At 71.0% G+C, this 20,078-nt stretch carries 17 protein-coding genes; 11 read left to right on the plus strand and 6 right to left on the minus strand.

The features are described 5' to 3' along the window. The first annotated feature begins 24 nt into the window (after positions 1–24). The 4 genes from JDY09_RS01995 to JDY09_RS09965 all read left to right on the plus strand — a co-directional run bounded on the left by JDY09_RS01995 (position 25) and on the right by JDY09_RS09965 (position 4,208). Positions 25–828, plus strand: a complete 804-nt coding sequence (locus JDY09_RS01995) for a class I SAM-dependent methyltransferase (RefSeq protein WP_274717326.1) — start codon at positions 25–27, stop codon at positions 826–828. Positions 829–880: 52 nt separating this feature from the next. Next, a complete protein-coding gene (locus JDY09_RS02000; protein ID WP_274717327.1) occupies positions 881–2,365 on the plus strand; it encodes a 1,4-alpha-glucan branching protein domain-containing protein in 1,485 nt (494 codons plus the stop codon). A gap of 33 nt (positions 2,366–2,398) precedes the next feature. Beyond that, a complete protein-coding gene (locus JDY09_RS02005; protein ID WP_274717328.1) occupies positions 2,399–3,595 on the plus strand; it encodes a glycosyltransferase family 4 protein in 1,197 nt (398 codons plus the stop codon). Positions 3,596–3,827: 232 nt separating this feature from the next. Next, entirely contained in the window at positions 3,828–4,208 is a 381-nt protein-coding gene (locus JDY09_RS09965; protein WP_428837449.1) for an excisionase family DNA-binding protein, read from the plus strand. 337 nt (positions 4,209–4,545) lie between these two features. Here the strand turns inward: JDY09_RS09965 and JDY09_RS02010 are convergent, their stop codons facing one another. Continuing rightward, positions 4,546–5,268: an acyltransferase gene (locus tag JDY09_RS02010; protein WP_274717329.1), complete on the minus strand. Its 723-nt coding sequence runs from the start codon at positions 5,266–5,268 to the stop codon at positions 4,546–4,548. Positions 5,269–5,277: 9 nt separating this feature from the next. Here JDY09_RS02010 and JDY09_RS02015 point away from each other — a divergent pair, with 9 nt between their 5' ends. Next, on the plus strand, positions 5,278–6,036 hold the full coding sequence (locus JDY09_RS02015) for an ABC transporter ATP-binding protein (protein ID WP_274717330.1): 759 nt from the start codon (positions 5,278–5,280) through the stop codon (positions 6,034–6,036). Between the two features lie 7 nt (positions 6,037–6,043). Beyond that, on the plus strand, positions 6,044–8,599 hold the full coding sequence (locus JDY09_RS02020; RefSeq protein ID WP_274717331.1) for an ABC transporter permease: 2,556 nt from the start codon (positions 6,044–6,046) through the stop codon (positions 8,597–8,599). On the opposite strand, the gene JDY09_RS02025 is transcribed toward JDY09_RS02020, so the two are convergent. Beyond that, positions 8,590–9,726: a site-2 protease family protein gene (locus JDY09_RS02025; protein WP_274717332.1), complete on the minus strand. Its 1,137-nt coding sequence runs from the start codon at positions 9,724–9,726 to the stop codon at positions 8,590–8,592. The genes JDY09_RS02020 and JDY09_RS02025 overlap by 10 nt on opposite strands. 166 nt (positions 9,727–9,892) lie before the next feature. Here JDY09_RS02025 and meaB point away from each other — a divergent pair, with 166 nt between their 5' ends. Beyond that, positions 9,893–10,867: a methylmalonyl Co-A mutase-associated GTPase MeaB gene (meaB, locus tag JDY09_RS02030; RefSeq protein ID WP_274717333.1), complete on the plus strand. Its 975-nt coding sequence runs from the start codon at positions 9,893–9,895 to the stop codon at positions 10,865–10,867. A 32-nt stretch (positions 10,868–10,899) separates the two neighbouring features. Beyond that, positions 10,900–12,111, plus strand: a complete 1,212-nt coding sequence (locus JDY09_RS02035; RefSeq protein ID WP_274717334.1) for a GGDEF domain-containing protein — start codon at positions 10,900–10,902, stop codon at positions 12,109–12,111. Here JDY09_RS02035 and JDY09_RS02040 read toward each other — a convergent pair. After that, positions 12,014–12,532 carry a Fur family transcriptional regulator gene (locus JDY09_RS02040; RefSeq protein ID WP_274717335.1) on the minus strand — a complete coding sequence of 173 codons (519 nt, stop codon included), beginning with the start codon at positions 12,530–12,532 and terminating at the stop codon, positions 12,014–12,016. The two genes, JDY09_RS02035 and JDY09_RS02040, sit on opposite strands and share 98 nt — an antisense overlap. A gap of 54 nt (positions 12,533–12,586) precedes the next feature. Between JDY09_RS02040 and JDY09_RS02045 the strand changes: the two genes are divergently transcribed. Together JDY09_RS02045 and JDY09_RS02050 are read left to right on the plus strand one after the other, a co-directional pair. Next, positions 12,587–13,090: a hypothetical protein gene (locus JDY09_RS02045; protein WP_274717336.1), complete on the plus strand. Its 504-nt coding sequence runs from the start codon at positions 12,587–12,589 to the stop codon at positions 13,088–13,090. An 88-nt stretch (positions 13,091–13,178) separates the two neighbouring features. Beyond that, complete coding sequence (locus JDY09_RS02050) at positions 13,179–15,365, plus strand: glycosyltransferase (RefSeq protein ID WP_274717337.1); 2,187 nt, start codon at positions 13,179–13,181, stop codon at positions 15,363–15,365. On the opposite strand, the gene JDY09_RS02055 is transcribed toward JDY09_RS02050, so the two are convergent. From JDY09_RS02055 to JDY09_RS02065, 3 genes are read right to left on the minus strand one after another with little or no spacing between them, the layout of a single operon-like run. After that, positions 15,254–16,678, minus strand: coding sequence for a hypothetical protein (locus tag JDY09_RS02055; RefSeq protein WP_274717338.1), 1,425 nt, complete (start codon positions 16,676–16,678; stop codon positions 15,254–15,256). The genes JDY09_RS02050 and JDY09_RS02055 overlap by 112 nt on opposite strands. Before the next feature lie 4 nt (positions 16,679–16,682). After that, complete coding sequence (locus tag JDY09_RS02060; protein ID WP_274717339.1) at positions 16,683–17,816, minus strand: acyl-CoA dehydrogenase family protein; 1,134 nt, start codon at positions 17,814–17,816, stop codon at positions 16,683–16,685. Between the two features lie 19 nt (positions 17,817–17,835). Next, complete coding sequence (locus JDY09_RS02065; RefSeq protein ID WP_274717341.1) at positions 17,836–18,714, minus strand: hypothetical protein; 879 nt, start codon at positions 18,712–18,714, stop codon at positions 17,836–17,838. Between the two features lie 304 nt (positions 18,715–19,018). On the opposite strand from JDY09_RS02065, the gene JDY09_RS02070 reads away from it, so the two are divergent. Then, positions 19,019–20,077, plus strand: a complete 1,059-nt coding sequence (locus tag JDY09_RS02070; protein ID WP_274717343.1) for an alpha/beta hydrolase — start codon at positions 19,019–19,021, stop codon at positions 20,075–20,077. The last annotated feature ends 1 nt before the right edge of the window (position 20,078 follow it).

Raw genomic sequence — 20,078 nt, forward strand, 5'->3', positions numbered from 1 at the left:
GTACGGCAATACACTGCCCCGGCTTTGGTTGGCGAGATCCGACATCCCGACAGCGAGCGGCGGGCAACGAGCGGGAAGCGCTACTTCCAGCGCAACCAACCGCCCGGTGTGCCGCCGCTCGAGCTGACCGGCGAGCGCACGCTGCCCGACGTTCCCGAGGAGAACTACTGGTTTCGGCGCCACCTGGTCGTGTACGAGTGGGTCGCCGAGCGCTGCGGCGGCCTCGACGTCGTCGACATGGCCTGTGGCGAGGGCTACGGCTGCGAGGTGCTGGCGCGCAGAGCGGCGACCGTGGTCGGCGTCGACGCCAACCCCGAGGCGTACGAGCACGCTCGCCTCAAGTACACGCGGCCGGGCGTGCGCTTCGTTCGGGAGCTGGTGGAACGCTACGCCGAGCCCTGCGACGCGATCGTGTTCCTGCAGACGATCGAGCACGTTCCCGACCCCGAGGCTGTGCTCCGCCACTTCCGTTCGCTGCTGCGGCCGGGCGGAGCCGTGTACGTGTCGACGCCGAACGTGTTGACGCTCGCGCCTCCCGGCGCCGAGCGGTCCGACAACCCCTTCCACCTGCGCGAGTACCGGCCCGACGAGTTCGAGGCGCTCTGCCGTACGGTGTTCGATCACGTCGAGCTTTACGGCGTCTTCCACGCCCGCAAGCTGCGCCTGCACGAGCTCGCGTTGCGACTCGGCTGGGATGCGCTGCATCCGCGCCTCGGTCTCACCGACGCCTTCTACCGCCGCTTCGTGCCGGCGATCTCGGCGCGCGACTTTCGCATCGCTCGCGCGCCGCTCGTCGAGGCGCTCGATCTGCTCGCAGTGTTGCGGTGACCGCGCCGGACGACCGCTCGTTGTCGGCTAGGCGCCGGGACGGGCGCCAGCGGTGAACGGACGCGGCGACCACAGCGGCGGAGTGGGCGCGCTGGCGCTCGTCCTGCACGCGCACATGCCCTACGTGGTCGGTTTCGGCACCTGGCCGTTCGGGGAGGAGTGGCTGTGGGAGGCGATCGCCAGCGTCTACCTCCCGCTTTTCGAAACCATCGACGGGTTCCCCGTCACGCTCGGTCTCACGCCCGTCCTGTGCGACCAGCTCGAACTTGTCGAGAGCGGTGACGGACCGGAGCGCCAGCGGCTCGTGCGCTTCGTGGAGGAGACCCGGATCGGGCTCGTGGGGTCCGATCGGCGGTTGCTACGCGAGCGCGGCGAGAGCGCTCTTGCCGAGGCGCTGGCGAGCCAAGAGGAGCAGTACCGGCGGGCGGCCAGCGCGTTGGCCGCGGGTTGGCGTCCGCTGGCACGCGCACGGGCGCTCCGCGGCGTGGAGGTGCTCGCTTCGGCAGCGACCCACCCGGTGCTGCCGATAGTCGCCACCGACGCCGCGCGCCGCTTCCAGATCGCGACCGGGATCGCCTCGCACCGTCGGCGCTTCGGCGGTTTCGGCGGGGGTATCTGGCTGCCCGAGTGCGCGTGGCGCCCCGGGCTCGAAGACGCGCTCGCGCGTTGCGGCGTGCGCTACTTCTGCGTCGACCGCACGCGCGCTGTCGCGAGCGGCGGTGCCGAACACCTCGAGCCGCTCGCCTTGCCGGGCGGGCTCGTTGCGGTGCCGATCGACTGGGAGCTCGTGCGCCTCGTTTGGGACGAGCGCAGCGGCTACCCCACGAGAGCTCCCTACCGCGACTACTACCGCGGCACCGAACACCACTTCAACCCGTGGGCGAACGACGGCTCGCCGTACCGCCGGGGGCGCGCACTCGCCCAGGCCGAGAGCGACGCGCGCGACTTCGTCGCGCGCGTCGCGAGCCGTTTGCGCGACTACCAGCGCGCGACGGGACGGTGCGGCGTCGTCTGTTGCGCGCTCGACGCCGAACTGCTCGGTCACTGGTGGGCCGAGGGAGTCGAGTGGTTGCGGTCCGTTTTGCGGCTGGCACCGACCGTGGGGATCGAGCTGGTGACGCTCGGCGAAGCGGCGAGCCGCGCGCGGCGCGAGGTCGCGGGGCTCGAAGAGGCGAGCTGGGGGAGCGGCAAGGACCTCTCGACCTGGGACTGCGCTGCTGCCGACGAGATCGTCGCCGCTGCGCGGATCGCCGAGCTGCGTCTACTTGCTGCAGCGCGTCGTGCCGCGCGCGCGGGCTGCGGCGATGCGCCGGCACTGGCGCGCGCCGCTCGCGAGCTTCTGGCTCTGCAGGCGAGCGACTGGGCGTTCATGGCGACGAAGCGGACGGCGGGCCCGTATCCGCTCGAGCGGGTTCGTGCTCACCGGCGCGAGTTCGACGCCGCGCTCGCGGCTCTGGAACACTGCCGTCCTGTCGAGCGGCCGACGGTCGGCAACCTCGCGCCCGACCTGGCGGTCGAGCACCTTTTTGCGCCCTGAGCGGGCGCCGTTCGACGAGATGGGCACGAAGCGATGCGCGCACTGATCCTCTCCTGGGAGTACCCACCGCTGATCGAAGGTGGGCTCGCCCGCCACGTTCGCAAGCTCGCCGAGAACCTTGTCGACCACGGTGTGGCGGTGCACGTGCTGGCGCGCGGGCTCGAGGAGTCGCCAGCCGAAGAGGAGGTGCTGCCCGGGCTCGTCGTGCACCGCGTCCGCGAACCGCGGCGGCCGCGCGACCTTGCCGAGTTCATCGCTTGGGTCGAGCACATGAACGCCGACATGCTCGCGGCCGGCGTCGAGCTCGGCGACCGCTTTCGCTTCGACATCGTGCACGGACACGACTGGCTGGTCGCCGTCGCTTGCGACCATCTCGCGCGCCGCTTCCGCGCCCCGTTCGTGGTGACGATCCACGCCACCGAGTACGGGCGCCACCAGGGTCACGTCGACCGTCATCCGCAGTCCTACATCCACGGCGTTGAGCGCTGGATGGCGAACCGTGCCGACCGCGTCATCACCTGCTCGTCGTACATGCGCGAGCACGTGGCAGACATCTTCGGCCTCGACGAGCGCCGCGTGACGGTGATCCCGAACGGCATCGATCCCAGCGAACTAGTGCCCGTCGCCGATCTCGAGACGCTGCGCGGACAGTTCGCGCGGCCCGACGAGAAGCTCGTACTGCTGGTCGGTCGGCTCGTCTACGAAAAGGGGTTCCAGATCGCGCTCGAGGCGCTGCCGAGAGTGATCGAGCGGGTCGGCGGCGTGCGCTTCGTTATCGCCGGTTCCGGAACCGCCGAGGACGACCTCCGTCGCCAGGCGCGCGAGCTCGGCCTCGACCGTCACGGCACCTTCCTCGGTTGGATCGGCGACGATCTTCTGCACTCGCTCTACCGCATCGCTGACCTTTGCGTGGTGCCGTCGATCTACGAGCCGTTCGGGCTCGTCGCGCTCGAGGCGATGGCGTCCGGCTGCCCGTGCCTCGTGGCCGACACGGGCGGTCTGCGCGAGGTCGTGCCGAGCGAACAGGTGGGGTTGCGTTTCCGCTCGCGCGACCCGAACTCGCTCGCCGAGATGGCCGAGCGCCTCCTCACCGACGCCGAGTTGCGCGAACGGCTCGTCGCCGAGGCGTCCGAGCACGTGCTGACGTTCGACTGGGGCGACGTCGCCCGCCAGGTCGCGGCCGTCTACCGCGAGCTGGCGGTGGGCGAGGCTTTGCCGGTCGAGCGTTAGGGTGTTGAGGCACGCGATCGCGGGTCGCTGTGTCGGCGTTGGCTCTGTTGCGGTTATTTCACTTGTGGACCAACCTGACGATTGACGCAGTAGCCGTATCTACCTCTGCGTCTGAGCGATACCGACGGGAGGGGCGCGCACCACGGGTGGCAGCCCATCGACTCACCTCGAGCTGTCGAGCGACGAGAGAGCGGTCTTCGAACGACTAGTCGACGAGCTGCGCTCCGGCCGGATGCCTGCCTTCGCTACAAGCACCGGCGAACGGATCCCATTGCCCGATGACTTGCGGGGACCTTTGCGGCAGCTGATAGAAGCTCTCCTGCGCGGCTCGAGCGTCGTCGTTGTCGGCTCAGAGGACCTGCTCACGACGACAGAAGCCGCGCGCCTGCTGGGTGTCTCGCGCCCGTACCTGGTGCGCCTGCTCGACGGTGCCAGGATTGCCTACGAACGAGCCGGGTCGCACCGGCGTGTGCCCGTAGCCGAGGTTCTCAGATACCGAGAAGCGCGACGCCGCCAACGGGAGCAGGGTCTTAGAGAGCCTCAACGCATGTCGCAAGAATTTGAGGTGGGAGCCATACGGGGGACTCTGCCGTCACCTCAGAAGTGTGTGTGACGTCGCCAAAGGCCAAGAACCTGAGCCTCGTGGTCGGCGCGTGCATCTCGAGGTGACGCTCAAGCGGGCACGAGCCACCGTGATCTGAGCGGCTCGCTTGCGCCAAGCTGAAGAAGCCCTGCGGTGACAGTGCGAGGGCTACGAGAATCCGCCGCTGCGTAGGGCGGAGGTTGCATGCAAGGTGGATCCGATCTTGAACGAGCCGGCGACAGGCCTGTGCTGCAGGCGCTCGTAGCGGCATGCAAGGCCAAGTGACTTGGCTGCCAGGTGGTGGGCTTTTTTGTAGGAAGTGTGGAAGATCAAGCGTGCGCAGTGCCTAAGGGGTAGCGCCGCACATCTAGTCGACGAAGCGCAGCCGCTCGGGGGCTGGCCGCATCCTGATCACCCGCGCCGGCACGCCCACGGCGACGGCGTTGTCGGGAATGTCGCGGGTGACCACCGCGTAGGTGCCGAGCACGCAGTTGTCGCCCACCGTCGCTCCGCGCAGCACACAGGCGCCGTACCCCATCCAGACGTTGTGGCCGACGCGCACGTCGCGCTTGTAGATGCCCTGCTCGCGGATCGGGCGTTCGACCTCGGCCATGCAGTGGTCGAAGTCGATCAGCATCACGCGGTCGGCGATGACGCACTCGCGACCGATCGACACGTGCTGGTAGGCCGAGATCGTGCACTCCTGGCCGAGCACGCTCTTCGCGCCGATCCGCACCACGCCCTCGTGGCAGCGGATCTTCGACCGCCGTCCGATCCACGACCAGCGTCCTAGCTCGACGCGGGCGTGGCGGCCGATCTCGAACTCCACCCCGCGCTCGACGAAAGCGATGCCGTCGGTGACGAGACGCCCGCGGTAACGGAGCTTGAGCCAGGCGAGCCGCGCGAGCAGCACCGCGTAGCGCGGCCGCAGCATGTGGTTGCGAGCCATGAACGCGAGCAGCGCCAAAGGCCCGCCCCGCCGCGGCGGCGGGGGTGTGCGGACGAACGGATAGTCTGGCGGCAGCGGCGGGGGCGGCGGGTCGAATCCCCCGCCGTCGAGCGCCTCGATCGCCCCGCCACTCGCTTCCAAGGTGCCGAGATGTTAAGCCGCGACGGAACCGCTGCTGGCGCCCGCTCGGGGGCGGTGTGCGAGGCGCGCGCGTTGCGGCGTGTGTACGGCGAGGGCGATGCTGCCGTCGAAGCGCTCGCAGGTGTCGATCTCGCGCTTCCGGCCGGACGGTTCACGGCGATCATGGGGCCGTCGGGATCGGGCAAGTCGACGCTCATGCACCTTCTCGCCGGTCTCGACCGCCCAACCTCGGGATCGATCGTCCTAGACGGCGTCGATCTGACGGCGCTGGACGAGGAGGAGCTCACGCGTCTGCGACGCGACCGCGTCGGTTTCGTCTTTCAGTTCTTCAACCTCGTCCCGGTCTTGAGCGCGCGCGAGAACATCCTGTTGCCGCTCGAAATCGCGGGACGCGAGCCGGACCGCGCGTGGTTCGAAACGATCGTCGACACCGTCGGTTTGCGCGACCGGCTCGACCATCGCCCCTCCGAGCTGTCGGGCGGGCAGCAGCAGCGTGTGGCAGTGGCGCGGGCGCTCGTCGCTCGGCCGGCGGTCGTCTTCGCCGACGAGCCCACCGGCAACCTCGACTCGCGGGCGTCGCAGGAGGTGCTGGCGCTCTTGCGACGGGCGGTCGACGAGTTCGGTCAAACGGTTGTGATGGTCACCCACGACCCGGCGGCGGCTGCTTGGGCCGACCGGCTCGTGCTTTTGCGCGACGGACGGATCGCGTTCGAGGGTCCCGTCGAGGGACAGGAGCAAGTCGCTCAGCTGCTCGCCGCTGCGAGCTGAACGGGCGGTGCTGCAACTCGCCGCACGAGCTCTGTTGGCGCGCCCCTTGCGGGCGCTCGCCACGCTCGCGGCGATCGTCGTCGGTGTCGCGCTCGTCGCCGGCACCTACGTGCTCACCGACACCATCGACCGCTCCTTCGAGCGCCTGTTTCGCGAGTCGCAATCCGGCACCGACGTCGTCGTCACCGCGCGACAGGAGATCGTCGCGCCATCGGTCGAGGCGGCGACGCTGCCGGCGTCGGTGCTCGCCACCGTTCGCGAGGTGCCCGGCGTGCGCACGGCGGTCGGCGGTATCGCCGGTTTCGCTACGGTCGTCGACGCCCGCGATCGACCGCTCGCGCGCGGCTTTGCACCGAACTTCGTCGGCTCTGTTTTGCCGCCACCGTTCCGCTCCGAGCGCTACGCGCGCGGGCGCCCGCCGCGCGCCCCTGGTGAAGCTGCGCTCGACGAGCAGAGCGCACGCCGCGGCGGGTTGCGGCTCGGCAGCCGCATCGGTGTCGTCGGCGAACGCGGTGTGCGCCGCTTCCGCCTGGTGGGGATCACGCGCTTGTCGGGCGGCGCGTCGCTCGGCGGGGCGGTGGCGCTGACGCTGACGCTCGCCGACGCCCGCGCGGTTACCGACAAGCAGGGGCGTTTCGACCAGATCCTCGTCGCCGCGGCGCCCGGTGTCGGAGCAGACGTTTTGCGCGACCGCGTGGCGCGCAGGCTCGGCGAGCGTTACCGCGTCGAGACGGCGACCGAGAGCGCCGAGCGGCAGGCGCGCGAAGTGCGTTCGGGGCTTTCGTTCTTGCGCACCGCGCTGCTCGTCTTCGCGGGCGTGGCGGTGGTGGTCGGTGGTTTTCTGATCTTCAACACCTTCGCGATCACCGTCGCCCAGCGCACCGCCGAGTTCGGGCTGTTGCGCACGCTCGGAGCGAGCCGCAGGCAGCTGTTCGGTCTTGTCGCTGCCGAAGCGCTCGCGCTCGGAGCGCTCGGGGCGGCCGTGGGCGTCGCCGGTGGGCTAGTGGTGGCACCGCTTCTGAACGAGCTGCTGGCGAGCGCCGGGCTCGACCTGCCCAACACGGGCACGGTCGTGCGTCCACGCTCGATCGTCGTCGGCCTCGTCGTCGGTATCGCCGTCACGCTCATCGCTGCGCTCGTCCCCGCCCGCCGCGCGACGCGCATCTCGCCGCTCGCCGCGCTGCGGCTGCCGGCCGAACGCCCCCGGCGCGGGACGCGCCAGCGGCTCCGCCTGCTCGCCGCGGCCCTACTCGCAGCGGGCAGCGGCAGCCTGCTCGTGGGCGCGCTCGGTCCGCTGCCGAGCGGTCGTGCCGCGCTCGTGGTCGGGGCCGGTGCACTGCTCTTGCTCGCCGGCGTGGCGGCGGCGGGGCCGCTCGTCGTTCCCGCGGTGGCGCGCACGGTGGGACTGCCGCTGGCGCGCTTCGGGCGGATCAGCGGGCGCCTGGCGCGCGAGAACGCCCTGCGTCAGCCAGGCCGGACCGCTACGGCGGCTACGGCGCTGACGATCGGGCTCGCGCTCGTTGTGTTCGTCGCGATCTTCGCGGCCGGCATCAACGCCTCGGCGGGGAGGGCGATCGACACCACCCTGCCGGCGCCGATCGAGATCCAGTCACAGGACGGCTTCACTGTGCTTCCGCGCGGCGTCGAAGCGACCGTGCGGCGCACCCCCGGTGTCGGCCCTACCGCCGGCCTTCTCTTCTCGGCAGCGAAGATCGCTGGCGTTGCGGGCACGCGACAAGTGAGCGCGATCGACGCCGACGCGCCCGCGACGCTCTTCCGCCTGCGCGTGGTGCGCGGCACGCCCCGGCCGCTGGCTGCGCTCGCGCGAGGCGAGGTGGCGATCGACGATCGCTTCGCGCGTCAGCGGGGCATCGCCGTCGGCCGAACCCTCACCTTCCGCACGGCGCGAGGGGTGCGCGTTCGTGCTCGTGTCGCGGCGACGGTGCGCGACGACGGCAACGTGATCGGCGACGCCCTCTTCGCGCGCCAGGTGCTCGAGCGCCGTTTCGGCGAGCGGCGCCCGGCGTTGCTGCTTGTCGCCCCCCGCGCGGGCACCGATAGCGACAGGCTGCTGCGGCGTCTGCGGCGCGCGCTGGGGCGTTCCTACCCGACGGTGCAAGCGCTCGACCAGGCCGCGGCGAAGCGCAAGATCGAGCGCCAGGTCGACCAGCTCGTGGCGCTCGTCTACGTGCTCCTGGCTTTCTCGATCTTGGTTTCCGTGCTTGGCATTCTCAACACGCTCGCGCTCTCCGTGCTCGAACGCACGCGCGAGCTCGGGCTGTTGCGCGCAGTCGGGATGAGCCGGCGCCAGTTGCGAACGATGGTCGTTCTCGAGGCGGTTCTCACCGCGCTCGTCGGTGCCGTTCTGGGCCTCGCCCTGGGCGCGGCGTTTGCGGCTGCGATGTCGGGTCCGCTCGCCGGCGAAGGCTTCGTGCTCGCCTGGCCCGTCGATCAGCTCGTCGTGATGTTTGTCGTCGCGGCGCTCGCTGGCGTCGCCGCGGCAGCCTTGCCGGCGCGCCGCGCTGCGCGCGTCGCGCTCCTCGAGGCGATCGCCTACGAGTAGCGGCTGCCTGCGCCCGCCTCGGCTTCGAAGAGCTCGAGCAGCCGTACGACGTCGGTGACCGATAGCAGGCCGATCAGCTCCGGCCCGCGCACGACGAGGGCACGCCGCAGCTGCGAGCCAGCAAGCCGGCGCATGGCCTCCTCGAGAGCGAGATCCGGCGCGAAGATGTCGCTGCGCTCGATCGGCACCATCACGTCGGCCACGCGCAGCTCCTGCCAGCGGTCGCGGGGGAGGCGGAGAGCGTCGCGGAAGGAGACGATTCCCTGCGCTCGCCCGGCGTCGTCGACGACCGGATAGGCGGTGTGGCGGTGGGCGAAGAAGACGCGCTCGAGAAAGTCCTCGAGCGACAGGTCGGGGGCCACCACGACCGGGTCGCGCACCATCGCGTCGGCCACGCGCAGACCGCTGACTAGACCGCCGAGCTCGGCCGCGCGCGCCTCGGCGTCGGCCGCGCCGAGCAAAAACCAGCCGATGAACGCGAGCCACACACCGCTCGCGCCGCCACCCGCCACGACCGCGAGCACGCCGAGGGCGATCAGCCCTTGTCCGAAGCCGCGGCCGAGCGCCGCGGCGGTTCGAGTGGCAGCGCGGAAGTCGCGGCGCGAGCGCCACAAAAGAGCGCGAAGAACCCGCCCCCCGTCGAGCGGCAGCGCCGGCAACATGTTGAACGCCAGCAACACGAGGTTGGTGTTACCGAGCCAGTGCACGACACCGTCTGCGGCGGCCGGCAGCGGCAGGAGCGCCGCGACGGCCAAGAAGATGAGGCCGAGCACGAGCGAGACCGCCGGTCCGGCGAGAGCGATGCGGAGCTCAGCCTCGGGCGTCGGGAAGGGGCCGGCGAGCTTCGCCACGCCGCCGAACACCCAGAGCGTGATCCCGTCGATCGCAACCCCTTCACGGCGCGCCTGCAGCGCGTGACCGAACTCGTGCGCGACCAGCGACGCGAAGAACACGACCACCGCCACCAGCGCCATCGCCAGATAGACGCCGTCGTCGAGGCCGGGGTTCGTTTGCGGAAAGACGCCGTCGGCGAGCACCCAAGTGAAGAGGACCGCAGCGATCAACCAGCTCCAGTTGACGCCGACCTCGATGCCGGCGATACGGCCGAGTCGGATGCTGCTCGTCATCCCCATCGCTCGCTCCGTCCCGTCTTCGTCCCAGCTGCGTTAACACCTGCCCGCGCTGCGGGCGCTGCTGCATCGCGCGTGCCCAGCGACCGTTCACCTTGACCACGACCGGTCGTGACCGCTCGAGCGTTCCCGACCCGCGCCAGGTACGCTGGCAGTCCTCGCGATGGCTCGTTCGACGCAGACCGTAGACGAACTTGCCGAGCGCGTCGCCGCCGGCGATCGCCGGGCGCTCGCGCGGGCGATATCGCTGGTCGAGAACGACGACCCCCGCGGGTGGGAGCTGGTGCGCGCGCTCTTCCCGCACACCGGGCGGGCGCACACGGTCGGCTTGACCGGTCCGCCGGGGGCCGGTAAGTCGACGCTGATCGGGCGGCTCGTCGAACACGCGCGGGCACAAAGCAAGTCGGTCGGCGTGCTATCGGTCGACCCGTCTTCGCCGTTCACGCAGGGTGCCGTGCTGGGCGATCGCATCCGCCTCTCCGAGCACTTTCTCGACCCCGGTGTGTTCATCCGTTCGATGGCCAACCGCGGCGCCCTTGGCGGGCTAGCTGAGGCGGCCCTGCAAGCGGTGCTCTTGATGGACGCCAGCGGGCGCGAGGAGATCTTCATCGAGACGGTGGGCGTCGGTCAGGCGGAGGTGGACATCGTCGACCACGCCGATACCGTCGTGCTCGTGCTGATCCCCGGGTCGGGCGACTCGATCCAGGCGCTCAAGGCGGGGGTGATGGAGATCCCCGACGTGATCTGCGTCAACAAAGCCGATCATCCGCTCACCGAGACGATGGTGCGCGAGATCCGCGGGGTGCTGGCGCTCGGTCCGCAGGGCGGGTGGCGCGTTCCGATCGTGCGCACCGAAGCGGCGCGCGGCGAGGGCATCGACGAGCTCGCTGCGAAGATCGCCGAACACCGCGACTACCTCGGGGCGGTTGGCGAGCTCGCCGAGCGGCGCCGGCGCAACCTCGTGAGCGAGGTGCTCACGATCGCCAGCGCGCGCCTGCGCAAACGGCTCGAGGGCGCGCTGCGCGACGACCCGGAGCTCGCTCGCTTGCTCGACGAGGTAGCGGCCCGGCGGCTCGACCCATCGAGCGCTGCCGAGCGGCTCCTGGCCGTAGCGGCCAGTGCCGCGGTGCCGAATTGAAGTTCGGCTCTGGCCGCGCCGATCTAGGGAACATGATCGGCGGGAGAGAGGGCGCGGACCGCGAGTTTCGTGCCGCGCTGCGCGAGCTTGTAACCAAGCGCGACGACCTTTACGCCGGCGCCGATCTGCGCAACGCGCGGCGGATGATGGCGCTCACGCTGATCATCGGTGTCGTCGTGGGCGTGATGCTGCTCGTGGTCGCGATCCCGGCGCAGGGGCTCAAGCTCGGTGCCTTCCTGCTCGAGCTCGCCTATGCGGGCTTTTCGCTAGCGGCGGCCTACTGGTTGTTCGCCAGCGACAGGGTCACGTTCCGCCAGCTCTGGGTGCTGAACGCCGCGCTGATCCCGATGCTGGCGCTGCTCGTCTGGCAGTCGGGAGGTACCTCCTCGCCCTTCAACCAGGCTTACCTGCTGGCTCTGATCCCCGCCGCCGGCATCCACCCGGCGCGGCGCGCGCTGCCGCTTCTGGGCCTGATCTCGCTCGGGATCCTGAGCCCCTTGCTCTATGAGCCCTACAGCTACGACAAGCTGCTCTTGCTGCTCAGCCACATGTTGCCCTGGTACGCGCTCAGCGGCGCGTTCCTGATCCTGATGACGTACGTACGCCTGCAGCGGATCATCTCGGGAGAGAACGAAGCGCAGGCACGGCGGCTCGCGCGGATCGACGAGCTCACCGGTCTCGGCAACCGCCGTGCGTTCGAGGAGGCGCTCGACCTCGAGCTGTCACGGCTGGAACGGTCGGGATCGACGCTGTCGCTGCTCCTGCTCGACGTCGATCGCTTCAAGGAGATCAACGACACCTGGGGGCACCCGGCCGGCGACGAGTGTCTGCGCCAAGTGGCGGTCGCGCTTGCGTCAGCTGCGCGCGCGACCGACGCCTGCTACCGCTGGGGCGGGGACGAGTTCGCGGTGATCCTGCGCGAGACCGATCACGCCGGTGCGCAGCGGTTGCGCGACCGCGTGCGCAAGCTCGTAGCCGCTTCCTGCCAGGCGCCGGACGGACGGCCGATCCGCGTCTCGTGCGGTATCGCGCAGGCCGTCGAGAGCGATCGGCGGGCGCTGATCGAGCGAGCCGACGTCGACCTGTTCCGCGACAAAACGGGACCCCACCGGATCGGCGAGGACACGCCCGAGGCGCGCAGGATCGTCAGCGACGAGGGCGACGCCGACGACGAGAAGCCGTCGCCTGCCCCTTGGCAGTACGACCCCGCTCGCGGCGACAGCGGGCACAGCGGCCCTCGATAACGAGCTCGGCCGAGTGCGGCTCGTGCCCTGCCGAGCTCGCCGCGGCCAGCGCGAGCGCAGCTGGGCGGTCGCTGTCGGGGAGCGGAACGTCCTCGATCCCACCGCACTCCGTGCACAGGAAGTGAGCGTGATTATCGGTGCGCGGGTCGAAGCGGGCCGGGCCATGGCCTACCTGCACCTTGCGCGCCCGTCCGAGCTCGACTAGCAGCTCGAGCGTCGCGTAGACCGTCGGAGTGGTGCAGTTCGGGAGCCGCTCGGCGACCGCGGCTCGCACCTCGTCGGCGGTGGCGTGGCGGCCGATGCTGTGGAGCGCATCCTCGATCAGGACGCGCTGGGGAGTGGTGCGCAGTCCGCGCTTGCGCAGCACAGCTGCGAGCGGCTCCCCTGCTGTGTCTTGTGTCCCCGGCGCTCTTTTGGTCACGTTCAGTATCTTAGGTGCACCTTATCTTAATTGAGTTGCTATAAGTACGGTTAAATGGCAGAGGTCCAGATCCCCATGCTCGGGCGCGGTATCGACGAACAACGCTTCGTGCTGCGCTTCGTCCAGCCGGCGCTCGTCGGGCTGATCGACGGCACTGTGTCGACGCTCGCGCCGATCTTCGCTGCCGCCTACCTCGCCGGTTCGCGCGAAGCGCTGCTCGTCGGCTTGGCGACGGCGCTCGGCGCCGGCATCAGCATGGGGCTCTCGGAGGGGCTTTCGGACCCGGGCACGGTCACCGGCCGCGGATCGGGGCTAGTGCGCGGCACGGTCACTGGCGTCGCGACCTTCATCGGCGGATCGCTCCACGCTCTGCCGTTCTTGATCGCCGACGTCGACCACGCGCTGGCGCTCGCTTACGCCGTCGTCAGCGTCGAGCTGGTCGCCATCGCCTTGATTCGCCGCCTCTTCATGCGCGTGCCGCTCGCCCTATCTCTCGTCCAGGTGACGCTCGGCGGTGCGCTCGTCGCGGCCGTCGGAATCGTCATCGGCCACGCTTGAGGCGCGACCGCGCCGCGGCGCCGGCGCCGCACGCTCGGCCCTCACTACCTCACCGCCTCTATTAGGCCCACCTAAATACGATGCCGCTGTGCACGCCGGGCTGTTCGAGATCTGGGCCGCGCGCCTCTGGAACGTCTTCAACGAAGGGCGTCCCTTCAGCGTCGTCTATCCGCAGCTCGTGCTCGCTTGCGCGCTGCCGCTGGGGCTCGCGCCGGACGGTCCCTACGTAGCCGCATCTGGCGCGGCGCTGGTCTTTTCGCTCGTCTCCGCCCGCTACCAGTTCCCCTTGCGCGGGCGCGCGCTCTTGTGGCTTGCCGCGATCGCAGGAGTGGCGCTGCTCAAGCCGTGGCGCGCGCCGGGAATGCTCGCCGGGGCGCTTGGCGGCTACGTCTTCTTCACCGTCGTCGTGTGGGGCACCGTCTACTACCGCTTGCGTACCGGGGCGCCCTGGACGAACTTTTTGCGCTTCTGGCGTCTTGTCCTCACGAACTCGGACCCGACGAGCGGCAACGCGCTCGAGCAGGTCCCCAAGCTCGTGCTCGCGCTCGGTGCCGCCACGACCGCGGCGCTCGAGCCGGCCGCGGTCGCCGGGCCACGGATCGGCTTGGCTGCGGTGCTTGTCGCAGCGCTGGGCGCGTTCTGGCAGCGGCGTTTCGAGCGCCGGCTGCCGCCCTATCCCGAGCGCATGGCGGCCAGCGCGACCCCGGGCTCGCGCCTCGCCGAGCGCGTCTACGTGATCGTTGTCGACGGCCTCAACCGCGAGCGCTTCTGGCAGGCGCACGCCCCGCACCTCGACCAGCTCTTCCGTTCGGGTACCGAGTACCTGGGCGTCGAGCCTGCCTACCCGGCCCGCACCGTCGTCTGCTTCTCGTCGATGCTGACCGGGGCCACCCCCGCCGAGCACGGTATGCGCTCGAACTTCGCGCCGCGTCTTGGCGTGCGTTGCGAGTCGCTTTTCGACACCCTCGAGCGCGCGGGCATGCGCGGCCGCCTGGTCGGTATCGCCCACCTGCTCGACCCGTTCCCCGGCGGCGAGGTGAGCACCGTCACGTCCGTGCAAGCGACCGCGGCGATCGACCGTTCGCTGGTCGCCGAGGGCCTGCGTGTGGTGCGCGAAGAGGATCCCGAGCTGCTCGTTCTGCAGCTGCTCGCCACCGACCAGATCGGGCACGTGCGCGGAGTGCGCAACCGCGAGTACCTCGAGCAGCTCGAGCGGTCGGATGCGTTGGTCGGAGAGTTCCTCGCCCAGCTCGCGGCGCTCGGCAAGCTCGATCGGGCCACGGTGATCGTCATGGCCGACCACGGGCAGGGTCGGGGCATCGGCGGCCACGGCCATCTCGACTGGGGCGAGCGGCCGGTGCCGTTCGCGATCTGGGGGAGGGGTGCGGTACCGGGCGCCGTCGTGCGGGGACAGCGGTCGGTGCTGGAGCTCGCGGCGACCGTCGCCGCACTGCTCGGCGTTCCAGCCCCAAACGCGGCACGTGGACGACCGCTCGTGCCGCAGCTCGAGCCACCCGGAGCGGTCGAACCGTCGCTGCGCGGACGTGCCCTCGCCGTGGTGCCGGCGCGCAACGAGGAGACCACGATCGGTGCGGTGCTCGCAGCGGTGCCGAAACGCGCCTGCGGTTTCGAGCTCGACCTGCTCGTCGTCGACGATGGCTCGACCGACGCCACCGCCCGTATCGCCCGCGAGGCGGGAGCGCGCGTCCTCGCCCACGGCCGCGGCCGCGGCCTGGGCGCGGCGCTGCGCAGCGGCTTGGCTGTCGCGCGCGACGAGGACTACGACGCCTGCGTCTACCTCGACGCCGACGGCGAGTACGACGCGCGCGAGATCCCCCGTCTGCTCGACCCGATCGCGCGCCGGCGCGCCGACTACGTGGTCGGCAGTCGCTTCCTCGGGCGGCGCGAAGGGATGACGTGGCATCGCGCGCTCACCAACCGCATCGGCAGCGCGGTGCTCGGAAGCCTCATGGGCGGGCGTGTGGTGACCGACGGGCAGAGCGGTTTCCGCGCCTTTTCGAAGCGGGCGCTGCAGGCCGCGCGAATCCGCCACGACTACAACTACGCCCAGGTGCTGACGCTCGCGCTGTGGGGCGCGGGCATCGAGCCGCTCGAAGTGCCGATCGGCTGGCGGCGGCGCAGCACCGGGCGCTCGTTCGTGCGCTACCCCGAGTACTTGGCACGGGTGCTGCCGGCGGTCTGGCGAGAGTGGCGGAGTTCGCTAGCAGCGAGAAAAGCCGCCAGAGCGAGCGCGCAGCCAAGCGCCAGCAGGTAGGGCCAGGCCGACCCGGTGCCGTAGAGCGGGAGGGCGTCGACGAGCGGGCCGAGCGGCGCCGTCTCCGGACGCCCGATCACGAGGCCGCCACCGCTGCGGGCCCGCCACCACACCGCGACGCTCGCAGCGATTCCGAGCCCGCCGAGCAGCAGCGCCGTGCGCGGCAGCCGCCGCGTGCCCCACGCCACCAGCGGTACGGCGAGCGGCAGACAGGCGACGAGATGGCGGGGCGGAAACCAAAAGCCGAACATCGTCGGGGCGAGCAGCGCCGCGACGGCGAGCTGCGCGCCGCAAACGGCGGCGCAGAGAGCCGCGCAGCGGTCGGCACGCGCCTGCTCGGGAAGCGCTCGCGCGAGCCGTTGGCGGCGCGAGGCGCGCAACAGGTACACGCCGGCAAAGGCGAGCGCGAAGATCGGCGCCCAGCGCAGAAGCCCGTAGTCACGGTCGAGAAAGAGCGCCGCGAAGCGGTAGACGCGCTCGAGATAGCCGGTTGGGAACGCCGCGTCGGTGGCGCTCTCGCCGGCACGGTCGGCGGCGTAGGGGCTGAGACCGCCGTAGAGGGTGCGGTTCACCTGCACGTACGCAACGGCAGCGACAGCGAGCACGTTGACGAACAAAGCGGCGAGCCGCGGTCGGCGCGAGCGCGCCAGCGTGCGCCACAGCCACACCGCGACGACCGCACCGGGGAGCACGAACTTGGTGCCAAGCCACGGCAGCGCCGCGATCGCGAGCGCGCCGGCCAGCACCTCGCGCGCGCGCGGTCGCTGTTCGGCGGCGCGCACGGCGACCGTGACCGCCACGGCCAGCAGAAGCGCCGCCGGGAGCTCCGGGTAGACCGCGGTCGAATAGGCGAGGAGGGGCGGCGAGAGGAAGACCGCGACCGTCGCGCCGGCCGCCCACGGATCGGGCACGACACGGCGCGCGAGCTGGTAAACGACGAGCGCGCACAGCGCGGCGAGCAGGGCAAGGAACGCTTCGACGGCGCGCGCGCCGCCGACTGCGTAGGCGGGGGCGATCAAAAGCGGCATCCCGACACCGTGCGGTTCGAGCAGCGCGCCGTCGGCGCCGGGCTCGCCGTGCTGGTCGAGTGCGTAGGGGTAGAAGGGACGGTAGGCGCGGTTCTTGTACTCGTCGGAGACGTCTAGGTCGCCGTCGTGGACGAGCGAGTGGGCGGCGAGGAGATAGTGCGGCTCGTCGCCGCCGAACTCCGAGGTGCCGAACGCCTTCAGGCCGATCGTCGACAGATAGACCCCGAAACAGAGCAGGAACAAAAGCAAGCAGCTTCGCCGCAGCGACCGCCTAGTGCCCGCCACGCCGCTAGCAGCCGAGCGCCCGCGCGATCACGAGCTGCTGGACCTCGTCGGTTCCTTCGCCGATCGTCAAGATCTTCGCGTCGCGGTAGTAGCGGCAGACGGGGTACTCCTCGATGTAGCCGTAGCCGCCGTGGATCTGCACCGCCTCTTCGCAGGCACGGACGGCCACGCGCCCGCTTTTCAGCTTCGCCTGGGCGGCGGCGAGCGTGAACGGCTTGCCTTGGTCTTTCAGGACCGCCGCCTTGTAGGTGAGGAGCCGGGCGGCTTCGATCTCGGCCGAGATGTCGGCGAGCTTCATCTGGATCGCCTGGAACTTGGAGATCGGTTTGCCGAACGCCTGGCGCTCGCGCGCGTAGGCGAGCGCCTCGTCGAACGCCCCCTGGGCGAGACCGACCGCCAGCGCCGACACCGAGATGCGACCGCCGTCGAGCGTCGCTAGGAACTGACGGAAGCCCGCGCCACGCTCACCGAGCAGGTGGTCTTCGGGCACGCGCGCACCGTCGAAGGCGAGCGGTCGCGTGTCGGAGGCGTTCCAGCCCATCTTGCGGTAGGGCGGACCGATCGTGTAGCCGGGCGTTCCGTTTGGGACGACGATGTTCGAGATTTCGTCTGGCCCGGTGCGCGCGGTGATCGTGACGAGCGCGCTGATCTCGGTGCCGGCGTTGGTGATGAACTGCTTGGCACCGTCGATCACCCACTCGCCGTTCTCGAGCCGCCCCGTGGTGCGTGTGTTGCCGGCGTCCGAGCCGGCTTCCGGTTCGGTCAGACCGAAGGCGGCGAGCCGCCGGCCCGAGCAGAGGTCGGGAAGCCAGCGCTCCTTCTGCGCGGTCGTTCCGTAGGCATAGATCGGGTAGGTACCGAGGCTCGTGTGCGCAGCGACCGTGATCGCCAGCGACGCGTCGACGCGCGCGAGCTCCTCGATCACGAGCGCGTACGAAAGCGTGTCGGCTCCTCCGCCGCCCCACTCCTGCGGGTAGGGGACACCCATCAGCCCGAGGTCGGCCAGCTTGGCGACGAGCTCGTAGGGGAAGCGCTTTTGTTCGTCGAGCTCGGGCGCCAGCGGACGCACCTCCTGCTCGGCGAACTCGCGCGCGAGCGCGCGGATCGCCCGTTGCTCGTCCGTGAGCTCGAAGTGCACGCGCGGATCGTAGCCCGCGCTACAGGCAGCGGACGACGAGCCGCACCCGTCCCGGTGCTGACGTGGTAGCAGCCGCGCTGCGCGGGGAACGCAAAAGCGGCACGATCTCGGCGCCCGCGGGTCCTTCGGCGAACGCGGCGAGCGCCGTCGAACGGGACGGGCATCGCGTAACGACGGTGTCGGAGCGCCGCAAGGTGCGCTCGATCGCGACGTCCCGGGTGCGGAGTGCGACGCTGCTAGGACGCCCGCCACGCTCGACTCGGAAACGCGCCGGCAGGCAGCGCGCCCAGCCAGCCACCCTCGCGCCTGCGCCCGGCTCCGCCGGCTCGGGCGCGAAGACAACGCTCGCCTGCGAGCGGCTTCCACGCACCGCGACGACACGCGCGCCTCGTGGCGGCAACTCGTAACCGGCGGCGGTGACGACGAAGCCGGATGGGCACGTCGCAGTCGCCGTCGCCGGCAGCTCGGACAGCGCGAAGGGCTCGTAGCGCTCGGCGGCCTGGAGCTCGACGCGCGCCCCGGGCGGCAGGCGCAGGCGCAGACAGCGCAGCGCGAGCACTGCGCGACCGCCCTGCACCGCTGTCGGGCCGAGGTCGAAGCGCCACAGGTTGTGGCCCGCCGGGCGGGTCGCGAGCAGTCGAACCTGCCGCAAGCGCACGGCGTACCCCGACGCGGCGAGCGTGTTGCGCGGACAACCGAGAGTTATCGCGCGGCGCGCGCCGACCGCGAACGTGCGCGCGCGCACCGCGACCTCGATCCGCGCCGGGCTCGACCTCGTCCGTGCCGTCTCTACGCGCGCGCCACTCGCGAGCGCTCGTGCCGCCAGTGTCGCTCCCGCACAGGCGATCCCTGTGCCGACTGCGAAGGCGACCAGGGCGCCGCGTCCGGCGAGCTTCACGACAGTCGCGTTGGGAACGCCACAGCTACCACCGTCTTCGCTCGAACTGGGCGCCCTCCGGGCACGGCGCGGGGTGGGGGACATCACAAGTCAAGCTACCGCCAGCGACCGCGCTACGGAAGGCGTAGCGGCGACTCCGGGCGCGACCTCAGGCCGTAACCTCCGCTCACGCGACCGCCGGCCGGTGCCGCCCGTCGGTGCCGCCGTGGCTCCACCCGCCGCGCGAGACGCGCGCTGCCGCTGTGTGCCTGCGCACCGCTCGCAGCCACTCCCAGCGGCCGCGGCGGTCGTGTAGGTTGCGCACGTGCCGCCCGCAGATCTGCAAGCGCGTCTCGCCAAGCCGTTGGTGCGTTCGCTCGGGCGCCTGCCGCGCCCGGCGCTTGCGAAGCTCGCCGGGCCGCCGCCGGCGGCCGCGCCCGACCTCGAGCCTGAGGCGCAGCTCCTCGCCCGCTTTTCCGAGCGCAGCCCGCTGCCGCGCATCGAGACGCTGCCGGTAGCGGCCGCACGGTCGCTCTTCGACGCGCAGGTCGACTCGGTGACGCGGCGCGAGCACCTTCCCGTCACGACTCTCGAGCACACGCTGCCGGTGGGCGACGTGCGCCTGCGTGCGCGCCTCTACGTCCCGCAGCAGGCACCGTCGACGGGTCCGTTGCTCGTCTACTTCCACGGCGGTGGGTTCGTGCTCGGGTCGATCGCCACGCACGACGCTCCGCTGCGTCTTTTGGCGCACGCCAGCGGCGTTCGCATCCTCTCCGTCGACTATCGGCTCGCTCCCGAGCACCGTTTCCCGGCCGCCGTCGAGGATGCGGTCGCTGCGTTCGAGCACGTCGCGGCGGAGCCGCAGCTCTTCTCCACCGACCCGGGTAGCATCGCCGTGGGCGGCGACTCGGCCGGCGGCACGCTCGCCGCGGTCGTCTGCCAGGAGCTCCGCCGCCGCGGCGGCCCACTGCCTTGCTTTCAGCTTCTGATCTACCCCGCGACCGAGCTTTTCGACCAGTTCCCTTCGCGGCGCGCGTTCGCCCGTGGCTTCATCCTCACCGAGGAGGAGATGAACTGGTTCGCCGATCACTACGTCCCGGATCGCGAGCTGCGCCGCGATCCCCGCGTCTCGCCCTTGCGCGAGCCGGACCTCGCCGGTCTGCCGCCGGCGCATGTCGCGACCGCGGCCGCCGACCCGCTCCGCGACGAGGGAGAGGAGTACGCGCGGCGGCTGCGCGCCGCGGGCGTTCCCGTGTCGGCCTACCGTCACCCGCACCTGCACGGCTTCTTGAACATGACGGCGCTGCCCGCGGCACGCGCAGGCACCATCCAGATCGCGGGTGTGCTTTGCCACGCGCTGAGCGCTGTTCCACGCGAGCCGTGAA

Source organism: Thermoleophilum album, from assembly GCF_028867705.1.
In the GTDB taxonomy this organism is placed as follows: Bacteria; Actinomycetota; Thermoleophilia; order Solirubrobacterales; family Thermoleophilaceae; genus Thermoleophilum.